Source organism: Streptomyces sp. NPDC049970 (assembly GCF_040660235.1).
Classification (GTDB): Bacteria; Actinomycetota; Actinomycetes; order Streptomycetales; family Streptomycetaceae; genus Streptomyces.
Genome location: NZ_JBFALP010000037.1, coordinates 1 through 11,710, shown reverse-complemented (window position 1 = coordinate 11,710; position 11,710 = coordinate 1). Strand labels below are relative to the sequence as shown.

The following is an 11,710-nucleotide window of genomic DNA, read 5'->3' as shown; positions in this document are numbered from 1 at the left end:
TCATTCCTATCGGCCCGCAAGACTTCATAGATGGTATGGCTTGTCTGTAGGCCGTTGACGATTTGGATGTCCGTCAGCGTGTACGTCTTACCCCCCCCCCGTCGTCGCATCACTGCAGATAATCGTGACCCCGTTGTTCAGCCACCAAAATTCGGGACTTTCTGGGTTCTCAAGAGTTCGTCGAATCTCCTGATTTACTGTGACTGGCCCTTGATAATCCCGCACGTTCCAGTCGAACAGATAGCGACGCAACTTACCGTGCTCATCTGTAATTAGATCGAAGTAGTCGGACAGCCGCACCAGGGCTACGTGAGAGTTTCCACTAGTCGCGTTCTCCTGGAACTTCATCGGCAGGGAATAAGATGGCTTCTCATTGAAGCGCGCGAGAAGTTCACGGTCTCCGAGCAAATCACACGCGACAGCCGCGCCGGGAGGAAACAGATCGAGCAAAGCCTTACGCAACATTCTCTGCTTCACCAGGACCTGCGGAGCTACTCCCTGAACATCCCCCGGCGTAGCATAGACGACATTAACGGAAATTTTAGGCCTGCGCACAAGGAGTTTTTCCCAAGCACGCCGGAATAGATTCACACGGGACAGCAGGCTCTCATTGTAGAGCCCCCGAAGCCCATCGAGATCTTGACTCAGGTCCAGGATACGCCGAAGAGTGTTTTCCAGTTTATCCAGAGCAGCTTCTTCGAACGATGCACTGCGCTTAGCTTGAATCACCCACAGTTCAAGGAGTCGCTCCTGCGAGAAATCACTTGGCTTGCGATGCTCAGAGAATAGGTCGGAGTCTTCATCCAGGAGATTATCGTCCCAGAAGGTGAAGACCGAATCAATTCCGCCGTCCTGCCCGGACCCTACAATTCCATCCTGAATATTCTCCAACCCGAGCCCATACGGGCGCAAGGCAAGTTCAGAGGCGAAAATCTCGAACGCCGTATCCGCTGAGGACTGCGGAACGTTCTCTTGATGCCAGCTGTCAAAGATTCGCATGAGTAGAGTGCGGGCGTTGGTTTGGTGGGCTGGCATGATGCAGTCTCCTCACTAACTGTATGCACTAGGCGACGTAGCGCGACCTCAACGATCAAAGGGTAGATCAGGTCTGCCGGAGCATCCCCGAGTTGCGCTAACTCGTCGACTGACAGAGCCGGAGGTGGTTGGCACAGGCACCCGCCCCTCCACTCAGGGTCCGGGCCGACCACCAGCCGCGTTGGCTTCGTACCCGCGGTCGATGTGTGATGGGCCAACACCGGTCACCGCACCACATGCGCACCAGAACGAGCGGGGAACAGCGGGGAATCAAGGTAACGCGAGCGCTGCCAATGAAGCCGCAGCCCAACCATTTGCCCAGGTCAGCGTCCGCACTGACCGCGAATGATCGCAGCTTCCCAAGCTGAGAGCGCGAGTTCGATTCTCGTCACCCGCTCTACGAAGAAAGCCCAGGTCAGAGACCTGGGCTCTGCTGTTTGTGCACAGTGATCAGTCGCCGCGTGCCAGATCCGTGCCCGAAGGCTCCACACCCCGATCGACCAGCTCGACGCCGATGGCGACATACTCGCCCAGGACCTCGCCCCACCCCTCACCTGGGCCCATCCGCGAGCCCGGCCCCCAAACCCTCGCAACACAGGTGCCTCGCCCCGTCAAGACAGCGCCCGCAAGGAAGAGAGCAGGCACGAGATGCGCTGGACCGTCCACGGCGAACACCCCCTCTACGACACCCCCTGGGTGCGGCTGCGTTCCCTGGACGTGGAGCAGCCGGACGGCACGCGCACCGACTACCACGTCGTGCGGCTGCGGGACCTCGCCGTGGCCGCGGCGGTGGACGAGCACGAGCGTGTGCTGATGATGTGGCGCCACCGCTTCGTCACCGACACCTGGGCCTGGGAGCTGCCCATGGGTCTGGTCGAGGACGGCGAGACACCCGCGGAGGCGGCCGCCCGGGAACTGGAGGAGGAGACGGGCTGGCGCCCGCAGGTCATGCGGGAACTGATCCACGCCCAGCCGGCCGCGGGCATCACCGACTCCCGTCACTTCGTCTTCCGCGCGGACGGCGCGCGCCACGTGTCGCACCCCACGGAACGCAACGAGGCCGACCGCCTGGAGTGGATCCCACTGAGCAGCATCCGCGGCATGATCAGCCGACGGGAGATCGTCAGCAGCGCCTCCCTCGTGGGCGTGATGGCGCTCCTGCTGGACCTGGGGTCCTGACCTTCTCCACCGCTCGCACCCTGGTCCGGGCCCCATCGCCGGCCCACCGGCCAAGCCGGGAAACCAGCTCGGGAACCGGCTCGGGAACCGGGCCGAGAACCGGTACGGAATCACCGGTACCCCGTTATTCTCCGGCCCATGGCCCTGCGACCGGAGGAGTTCCACGACCACGCCCGTGCGGCCGCCGACGACGAACTCCGGCTTCCCCTGACGCGGTTGACGAGATGGGACATCAGCCCGTTCGAGCGTGAAGGACTCAGGACCGTGCCGTTGCGTCCGCCGGTGCTGCCCGAACCGCACCGGCACGGCGAGGACCCCGCACAGTGCGGCATCTGCCGCGCCCGGGACGAGGGCATCTGGTTCGACGACCACTGGAGACTGGCCCGGGTCAGCGGCGTCGGTGTGCCTCTGGTCCTGGTCCTGTTCTCCCTCGACCACTACGACCTGGCCGACCTGCCGGACGAGTTGGCCGCCGAACTCGGCGTGCTCACCGCACACATCGTCCGCCACGTGCAAGCACGGCCGCACATCTCCCGAGCCCACGTCTACCGGACCGGGGACGGAGCCGCCCACCTGCACCTGTGGTTCTACGCCCGTCCCGAGGGCCAGACCCAGCTGCGCGGCTCGTGGCTGCCCGTCTGGGACGACCTGCTGCCGGAGTACCCGGACGACGTGGCCGCCACCGACGCGGCAGCGGTCGCCGACGCCCTGGTCGCGTCGTACGGAGGCGGGCGGGCAGCCACCGACGAACGGACGGACGGCTGAACCGTTCACGCCCCAGCGGGGCTCACCGTCCCCCAGGCATGACGCTCGGCTGCTCGCCCCCCTGCACCCGACCGATCGGGCCCCACGGGCGCGCCCGGATCGGTGACATGCACGTCAGGTCACCGGCTTTCGCGGGCACGGTGGGGTCGGGCTGGCCGTCGCCGGGCGCTGCGCAGGCCCCAGCGCGAGCCACACCTTCCGGTCAGAGCTGCGAGCCGCCCGTGGCGTCGATGACCTGCCCTGTGACCCAGCGGGCGTCGTCCGAGGCCAGGAAGGCGATGACATCGGCCACGTCCTCGGGGCGGCCGACCCGGCCGAGGGCCGAGAGCTGTGCGGCGGACTGCTCGGCGGCCTCGTTGCCTTTGAGCCAGGAGGCGTTCAGATCGGTGTCGATGATGCCGGGCGCCACCGAGTTGACGGTGATGCCGCGATCGCCCATGGCCTTGGCGAGCGTCCGGGTGAAGGTGTCGATGGCGCCCTTGGTCATGCCGTAGGCGATGATGTCGGTCAGCGCGATGCGTGTCGCCCCGGACGAGACGTTGATGATCCGGCCGCCGTTCCGGAGCCGCTTGAGCCCCTGCTGCACCAGGAAGAACGGCGCTCGGACGTTGACGGCGAACACCTCGTCGAAGACCGCCGGCGTGGTCTCCTCGATGTGGCCGCGGGGCGTGATGTCGGCGTTGTTCACCAGGATGTCGAGGCCGGCGCGGTCGCAGTGTTCCAGGACCTGGCGGTCGAACTCGGCCCACAGGGTCTCCACGTCACCGTCCTGGCCCAATTCGGCGTGTACGGCGAACGCCGTGCCGCCTGCCGCACGGATCGCGCCCACCGCCTCCTCGGCGGCACCGGCGTTGCGTCCGTAGTGCACGGCCACGACAGCGCCTTCCCTGCCGAGCCGTTCCGCGGTCGCTCGACCGATGCCGCGGCTGCCGCCCGTCACCAGAGCCGTCTTGCCCGCGAGTGTTCCCATGATCGAGTCCCCCCTCCGCATCTGTTTCTATCACCATGGCAGGGGCGAAGCGGGGACGACACGGAAGTTTCGATCGCGAGGCGGCCCTCGCGCAGGCCACGCGACTGTTCTGGGAGCACGGCTACGAGGGCACGTCCATCGCCGACCTGACCCGGGCCATGGGCCCCCAGCCTGTACGCCGCCTTCGGTGACGAGCGAGCACTGTTCGCCGAGGTCGTCGACCGCTACGGAGGTACCTTCGGCGCCTTCATGGGCAGGGCGCTGGAGGAGGAGAGCGACGTCCGCACCGGGTTCCACCGGATGCTGCGCGAGGCGGCGGCGTCGTACACCGACCCACGGCATCCGGCCGGCTGCCTGGTCATCACGGCAGCGACGAACTGCTCGGCGCAGACGGTGGACGTCGAGCGCGACCTGCGGGAGCGCAGGAGGGCGAACGTCCGTCTCTTCGAGGAACGACTGACCCGGGCCGCGAAGGCCGGAGAACTGCCCGACGGCGTCCCACCACGCGCCCTGGCCGTCTACTTCGTGGCTGTCGTCCAGGGCATGTCCCACCAGGCGCGGGACGGCGCGAGCACAGCGGATCTGGAGCAGGTGGCCGAACTGGCCATGGCGGCATGGCCGGAAGGGTCGGCAGGACGGGGCGCGTGAGTGCGGTCGCGCCCGACCTCGCGTGATCGGATGCGCGCCAAAGACCTGCCGTCGGGATGCATGCCTGCTGGGATCTCTCCATGAGCAACGAAGACGTCAAGCAGATCGGGATCCTGCTCTTCCCCGACGTCGAAGAACTGGATGCCGTCGGCCCGTGGGAAGTCCTGTCGTACTGGACGCGCACCTTTCCCGAGGACGGCTGGCGGGTGTTCTGCTTCTCCGCCGACGGCAAGCCCGTGACGTGCGCGAAGGGGCTCACGGTCGAGGCGCACCACGCGATGGCCGACATGCCCGCGCTGGATGTGCTGCTGCACCCCGGCGGCCGTGGAACCCGGCCCCAGCTCGACGACAGCCGGCACCTGGCGTGGGTCCGCTCCCAGCGCCGGTCCGTTCCGCTCATGACGAGCGTGTGCACCGGGTCGCTGGTCTACGCGGCGGCCGGTCTGCTGTCCGGGCGTCCGGCGACGACGCACCGGGCCTCGCTGGACCGGCTCAAGGAACTCGACCCGACGATCGACGTCCGGGCGGACGAACGGTTCGTCGACGACGGCGACATGGTCACCTCCGCGGGGATCTCGGCCGGTATCGACATGGCCCTTCACCTGGTGTCCCGACTGGGCTCGGTGGAGCGTGCACGGCAGGTCCGACGGGGTATGCAGTACGGCCCGCAGCCACCGGTGTGAGCTGAACGGCTCGACACGCCCGGTCGCACGCCCGACCTTTGCCCCCGGTGCTGCTGTCGGGCTTCAGGGTCATCGGGCTGCGCTACCTGATCTGCCTGGGGATCTCGATCGTCCGGGACACGTCCGACATGGGGTCAGCATGGAACGGGCACGTCAGACGTACCGACGTATCGCCTGGCGCGCGATGCTCGTCAACCCGGCCCACCCCGAGGTGATCCTCTTCTAGGTGGCCTTTCCCTTCTGCCGCGATTCACCTCGGCCTCCGGCCGGCCCGTGCCGGCCCAGCTCCTCATGCCGGGCGCGCTGTTCGTGGCCATCGCATGCGCCGCCGAGACGAGTGTCGGGCTGGTCAGCGGGGCCTCCCTCCACGGGCCTTCCCTCCACGTCGTCCTCGACGCACCGCCTGCCATCGGCGAACGCCTCCTGACCGCCATCGCATCCGTCACCAGGCGTCGGCCCCCGACACAAGGGTGTCGGCCAGGTGGTTCCGGTGGTCTCGTCGTCGGACGCGCCGGCTGGCCTCGTGGTGCACCGGTTCATCAGGCGGTCGGAGCGGTCACCGTCGCCGGGCATCCGCAGGTCGGCGCGCAGGCCCCGGCGGACGCAGCCGACCGTCTCACCTCGGTGTTCACAGCCGCAATGCTTGCCTTTGCCAAGTCTTTGCCCGCACACCCCCGGTTTGCTTGTCTTCGGCAACCAAGTTTCCTGTATGGTTGCCTCAAGCAACGACTACGGGAGGTGCGATGGCCGGGCAGGCGCAGTACGAAGAGCTGGCGCGCCAGCTCAGTGCCGTCGGAGCCGTGAAGAGAGACCTGGGGCGGATCCTGCCGGCCGATTGCCCGGCCGGCTCGGCGGCCGTCCTGGCGACCCTCGGCCGACACGGCGACATGCGCATGAGCAAGCTCGCCGAACACCTCGCCGTGGACCTGTCGGTGACCAGCAGGCAAGTCGCCCACGCCGCCTCGCGCGGCTGGATCGAACGGCTGCCGGACCCCGTGGACAAGCGCTCGCGCATCCTGCACCTGACCCCCGCCGGCCTGGACCGGCTCGGTGATCTGTCCCGGCGCACCACCCGCCTGCTCGCCGAACGGCTCAGCGACTGGAGCGACGACGAGGTCGGGCAGCTCATCCACCTGATGACGCGGCTGCGCGACAGTTTCGGCGACTGCCGGTCGCAGACGGCCCGGGCCTGCGCCACGACGGCCGGTGCCGAGACCGGATCCGCCTGCGCTGCCGCTCCTGTAGCCGAAGAGACCACCCGTACACCCGCAGACATTCGTACGTAAAGGAAGCCCATGGCAACGACCACACCAGCCGGTGTGCGGGCTCATGCCAAGAACGGGGACAGTGCCCCGGGCGGTGCTCCCATGTCGCACCGGCAGATCATGGAGGCACTCTCCGGTCTGCTCCTCGGCCTGTTCGTGGCGATCCTGTCGTCCACGATCGTCTCCAATGCCCTGCCGAGGATCATCGGTGACCTGGGAGGCGGCCAGTCCGCCTACACCTGGGTCGTCACCGCCGCCCTGTTGTCGATGACCGCGGCCACTCCCCTGTGGGGCAAGCTCGCCGACCTGTACAGCAAGAAGGTACTGGTCCAGATAGCCCTGATCGTCTTCGTCCTCGCGTCGATGACGGCGGGTCTGTCGCAGAACCCCGGCATGCTCATCGCCTGCCGTGTGGTCCAGGGCATCGGCGCCGGTGGTCTGACCGCTCTGGCTCAGATCATCATGGCCGCGATGATCTCCCCGCGTGAGCGTGGCCGGTACTCCGGTTACCTCGGCGCGACGTTCGCGGTCGCGACCGTGGGCGGCCCGCTGCTCGGTGGTGTCATCACCGACACCAGCTGGCTGGGCTGGCGCTGGTGCTTCTACGTCGGCGTGCCCTTCGCGGTGATCGCGCTGATCGTGCTGCAGAAGACCCTGCACCTGCCGGTCACCAAGCGGAAGGTCAAGGTCGACTGGCTCGGCGCGTTCCTGATCTCGGCGGCCGTCTGCCTGCTGCTGCTCTGGGTGACCTTCGCCGGTGACAAGTACGACTGGCTGTCGTGGCAGACCTACACGATGGTCGCCGGCACCATCGTGCTGGCCCTGCTGTTCGTGCTGGCGGAGGCCAAGGCCTCCGAGCCGATCATCCCGCTGCGGCTGTTCCGCAACCGCACCATCTCGCTGGCGTCGCTGGCCTCGCTGTTCGTCGGTATCGCCATGTTCAGCGGCACCGTCTTCTTCAGCCAGTACTTCCAGCTGGCCCGCGAGAAGTCCCCGACCATGTCGGGTGTCATGACGATTCCGATGATCGCCGGCCTGTTCATCTCCTCCACGGTCTCCGGCCTGATCATCACCCGTACCGGCCGCTGGAAGGCGTGGCTGGTCAGCGGTGGTCTGCTGGTCGTGGCCGGCCTCGGCCTCCTGGGCACCCTCCGGTACGACACGGACTACTGGAAGATCGCCGTCTACATGGCCGTGCTGGGTCTCGGCATCGGCATGATGATGCAGAACCTGGTGCTCTGCACGCAGAACCAGGTGGACCCGAAGGACCTCGGTGCCGCCAGCTCCACGGTCACCTTCTTCCGCTCCCTGGGCGGTGCGGTCGGCGTCTCCGCGCTGGGCGCGGTCATGGCCAACCGGATCACCCACTACGTCAAGGACGGTCTGGCGGACCTCGGCCCGCAGTACGCGCAGCTCGCCTCCGGTTCCGACGCCGGCACCAGCAGCCTGCCGGACCTGAGCGCCATGCCCGAGCCGCTGCGCGTGGTCATGAAGAGCGCCTACGGGCACGGCATCGCCGACATCTTCCTGATCGCTTCCGCGCTGGCCGCGGTCGCCTTCCTCATCACGCTGTTCATCAAGGAGGTTCCGCTGCGTACGCAGGGTGCGCTGGCTCAGGCAGCCAACGGTGAGTCCGCCCCGGCGGACACGGCTGCGGCCCCGGCCGTCGCCGAGACCCCGGAGCAGGTCGCGGTCTCCGAGACCACGGCCGCCGCACCCGCCGGGCAGGAGCAGCAGGTCGAGCAGCGTCTGGCTGCGGTGGCGACGCTGGAGCACGACGCTCCCGTGCAGAACAGCAGCGGTGGCGGTGTCCCGGTGCGCGGCCACATCCGCGGTGCCGAGGACGCTCCCGTCCCGCACGCCGCGGTCACCCTGATCTCCCTGGCCGGACGCCAGCTGGGCCGCTCCATCGCCCAGGCCGACGGCTCCTACACCCTCGACGCCCCCGGCGCCGGCTCCTACGTACTGATCGCCTCCGCCGACGGCTACCAGCCCCAGGCCTCCACCATCGCCGTCAACACCGACCCCGTCACCTACGACATCCTCCTCAGCGGCACCAGCGGCCTGACCGGCACCGTCCGCACCACCGACGGCAACCACCCCGTCAAGGACGCCATGGTCATCGTCACCGACGTCCGCGGCGACCTCATGGCCACCGGCACCACCAACGACACCGGCGAATTCACCTTCACCGAACTCGTCCCCGGCCCCGTCACCGTCGCCGTCAACGCCGCAGGCCACCGCCCCCGCGCCCTGCCCGTCGAGATCACCGGCACCGGCATCACCCGCATCGACGTCACCCTCGACGCCGGCGCCACCCTCCAAGGCACCGTCACCGCCCCCCACGGCCCCCTCGCCGACGCCCGCGTCACCCTCGTCGACGCCGCCGGCAACGTCGTCGCCACCGCCACCACCGGCCCCGACGGCGCCTACGCCTTCACCGACCTCGACAACGGCGAATACACCGTCATCGCCACCGGCTACCCGCCCGTCGCCACCGCCCTGACCATCACCGGCCACGGCATCGACGACCACACCATCGAACTCGCCCACCCCACCGAATAACCCACACCAACAACCGAAAAAGACACCAACAACCGAAAAAGACAGCAACAACAAAAAGAGGGGGGCCGGCCGCAGCAGGCCGCCAACCCGCCACAGCCGGCCCCCCACCCCGGGGGCACCACCCCGGGACACACTCCAGACTTCTCCGGTCACCCGCGCCCGGCCACCACAGGCACCCGCCCGTGACGCCGCAGCCACGACCGGCACCACACACTCAAGGTCACCCGACCGGCCACCACCGGAACCGGTCACCACCGGCGACCACCCCGGTCACCCGACCGGCCTCACATCACCATCCCGGCCTCGACCGGACACCAGCCACCACCGGCCGCGACGGACCGCACACCCACCCGGCCACCGGCCGCCACTGGCCGCGCTCCGCACCTGCCCGGTCCTGGCCGCATCACCCACACCGCAAGGCCCGCAAGGAGACACACACCGATGGCACTGACCGCGAAAATCCGCACCCGCGACGGATGGGCCATCCCACACGCGGTCGTCACCGTCACCGACACCACCGGCACCCAGATCCTGCGCACCCAAGCCGACCAGAACGGCACCATCCACGACACCACCCCCCTCACCCCCGGCCCCTACACCGTCATCATCACCGCCGTCGGCTACACCCCCACCGCCGCCACCGCCCTCGTCACCGCCAGCGGCCACGCCCACCTCGGCACCCACACCCTCACCCGCCAAGGCGGCACCGAACTCCCACCCCCCGGACCCTGGACCATCGACCCCGCCCACTCCACCATCGCCGCCACCGCCCACCACCTCGGCATCAGCAGCATCCACGGCCGCTTCACCGACTTCACCGGCACCATCCACATCAACCCCGACGACATCAACCAAAGCCACGTCACCGCCACCATCAACACCAACAGCATCAACACCGGCAACACCCTCCGCGACCAACACCTCACCAGCCCCGACTTCCTCGACACCGAAAACCACCCCCACATCACCTACACCTCCACCCACCTCACCCCCACCGGCCCCGACCACTACACCTGCCACGGCACCCTCACCCTCCACGGCCACACCCGCCCCATCGACCTCGACCTCACCTACCTCGGCACCGGCCCCGACCCCTGGGGCGGCACCCGCGCCGCCTTCCGCGCCACCACCGAACTCCACCGCGACGACTTCGCCATGAACTACAACCAGATCCTCCAAGCCGGCATCGCCGCCATCGGCACCACACTCAAAATCGAACTCGACATCCAAGCCGTCCAAGGCACCACCCTCCCCACCACCTGAATCTCGGCGACGACGGCGACCGCTGCCGCACGGCACGGTGCGGCACGGTGCTCGTGCGCGCCCGGTCCTTTCGCGCCCCGGCACCCCGGTCCGGGGCGCGTCGTGCCTGACCCGGCTGGTGACAGACACGAGGAGATCAGCCGCCGTACGTCCGTCCCGGCTGCCGGAGCCCCTACGCTGCGGGCATGGCACCGAACATCGCGACCAACACCCGCGTGACGCGCGAGGAACTGCTCGACTTCGTCCGCCCCCGCCACCGCGCACTGCTGCTCACCCGCCGCTCCGACGGCAGCCCGCAGGCCTCCCCGCTGACCTGCGGCGTCGACGACTCCGGCCGGATCGTCGTCTCCACCTACCCGGAGCGCGCCAAGACACGGAACGCCAAGCGCGACCCCCGGGTCAGTGTCGTCGTCCTCAGCGACGACTGGAACGGGCCGTGGGTACAGATCGACGGCACCGCCGAGGTCATCGACGCGCCGGACTCCGTGGAACCGCTCGTCGAGTACTACCGCAACATCGCCGGCGAGCACCCCGACTGGGACGAGTACCGCCAGGCCATGATCCGGCAGGGCAAGTCGATCATCCGGGTCACGCCGGAGCGCTGGGGGCCGGTGGCGACCGGCGGCTTCCCCGCGCGGCTGGTGCAGCAGCAGGACGAGCAGGAGCAGAAGAAGGAGCAAGGCTAGGCGGAGAGTCCGCCGGGCCCGGCCGGGCGGCTCCTCAGTCCCGTGCGTTCCGGGCGACCGTCGCCTCGATACCCGCGATGAGCAGGTCCAGGGCGACGTCGAAGTCGCGGTCGAGCATCTGCGCGACCGTGTCGCCGCCGCCGGCCGACAGCAGGCCGATCGACTCCCGCATCACCTCGGCGGCGTCCGGGGCACTCGTCGCCACGCTCACCGCGTGCTGGAAGTACTCGTCCGGAGCCATCCCCGCCGCGGCACAACGGGCTGCGAAATGGCCCTCGTTGGTGCCGTAGCCGTACACGAAGCGGAACACGGCGGAGATCGCACCGGCCAGACGGTCCTCGGGCAGTCCGGTGCGCCGGATGATCCGGTGCACCGCGTCCGAGAAGGCCACGTGGTTGGGGCCGATGTTGAGGAAGCTGCCGACGAGCGGCGACAGCCAGGGGTGGCGCACCAGCAGCGCCCGGTACTCCCCGGCCAGGTCGCGCAGCTGCTTCCGCCAGTCCTCGTCGTGCTGCTCGTCGGGCAGCCGCAGTTCGCCGAAGGTCGCGTCGAGGGCCAGCTCCAGCAGGTCGTCCTTGCTGCTGACGTACCAGTACAGGGACATCGCGGTGACGTTCAGCTCGGCGGCCAGCCGCCGCATGGAGAATTTGG

Annotated in this window: 10 protein-coding genes and 1 pseudogene; 8 read left to right on the top strand and 3 right to left on the bottom strand. The window is 68.4% G+C overall.

The annotated features are described in order from the left end of the window. Nucleotides 1-87: 87 nt before the first annotated feature. Nucleotides 88-1,035 (bottom strand): AIPR family protein, encoded by a 948-nt coding sequence (locus AB0I83_RS31170; RefSeq protein WP_363307025.1) that lies wholly within the window; start codon nucleotides 1,033-1,035, stop codon nucleotides 88-90. 648 nt (nucleotides 1,036-1,683) lie between these two features. On the opposite strand from AB0I83_RS31170, the gene AB0I83_RS31165 reads away from it, so the two are divergent. Both AB0I83_RS31165 and AB0I83_RS31160 read left to right on the top strand, forming a co-directional pair. After that, nucleotides 1,684-2,214 (top strand): NUDIX domain-containing protein, encoded by a 531-nt coding sequence (locus tag AB0I83_RS31165; protein ID WP_125498389.1) that lies wholly within the window; start codon nucleotides 1,684-1,686, stop codon nucleotides 2,212-2,214. A gap of 138 nt (nucleotides 2,215-2,352) precedes the next feature. Then, the gene (locus tag AB0I83_RS31160) at nucleotides 2,353-2,979 is read left to right on the top strand and encodes a hypothetical protein (protein ID WP_125498388.1); all 627 of its coding nucleotides are present in this window, start codon (nucleotides 2,353-2,355) and stop codon (nucleotides 2,977-2,979) included. 202 nt (nucleotides 2,980-3,181) lie between these two features. Here AB0I83_RS31160 and AB0I83_RS31155 read toward each other — a convergent pair whose 3' ends face one another. Further along, nucleotides 3,182-3,949, bottom strand: coding sequence for an SDR family oxidoreductase (locus AB0I83_RS31155; RefSeq protein ID WP_363307024.1), 768 nt, complete (start codon nucleotides 3,947-3,949; stop codon nucleotides 3,182-3,184). Between the two features lie 35 nt (nucleotides 3,950-3,984). Between AB0I83_RS31155 and AB0I83_RS31150 the strand changes: the two are divergent. From AB0I83_RS31150 to AB0I83_RS31125, 6 genes and pseudogenes are all read left to right on the top strand, one after another. After that, a pseudogene (locus AB0I83_RS31150) lies at nucleotides 3,985-4,597 on the top strand (TetR/AcrR family transcriptional regulator). An 80-nt stretch (nucleotides 4,598-4,677) separates the two neighbouring features. Beyond that, a complete protein-coding gene (locus AB0I83_RS31145) occupies nucleotides 4,678-5,280 on the top strand; it encodes a DJ-1/PfpI family protein (protein ID WP_125498386.1) in 603 nt (200 codons plus the stop codon). 743 nt (nucleotides 5,281-6,023) lie between these two features. Beyond that, complete coding sequence (locus tag AB0I83_RS31140; protein ID WP_363307023.1) at nucleotides 6,024-6,566, top strand: MarR family transcriptional regulator; 543 nt, start codon at nucleotides 6,024-6,026, stop codon at nucleotides 6,564-6,566. Between the two features lie 9 nt (nucleotides 6,567-6,575). Then, nucleotides 6,576-9,110, top strand: a complete 2,535-nt coding sequence (locus AB0I83_RS31135) for an MFS transporter (RefSeq protein WP_363307022.1) — start codon at nucleotides 6,576-6,578, stop codon at nucleotides 9,108-9,110. A 441-nt stretch (nucleotides 9,111-9,551) separates the two neighbouring features. Next, nucleotides 9,552-10,373 (top strand): YceI family protein, encoded by an 822-nt coding sequence (locus AB0I83_RS31130; protein ID WP_168132501.1) that lies wholly within the window; start codon nucleotides 9,552-9,554, stop codon nucleotides 10,371-10,373. A gap of 185 nt (nucleotides 10,374-10,558) precedes the next feature. Next, a complete protein-coding gene (locus tag AB0I83_RS31125; RefSeq protein WP_125500869.1) occupies nucleotides 10,559-11,059 on the top strand; it encodes a PPOX class F420-dependent oxidoreductase in 501 nt (166 codons plus the stop codon). A gap of 34 nt (nucleotides 11,060-11,093) precedes the next feature. On the opposite strand, the gene AB0I83_RS31120 is transcribed toward AB0I83_RS31125, so the two are convergent. Beyond that, a partial coding sequence (locus AB0I83_RS31120; RefSeq protein WP_363307021.1) for a TetR/AcrR family transcriptional regulator C-terminal domain-containing protein occupies nucleotides 11,094-11,710 on the bottom strand: 617 nt, incomplete at its 5' end.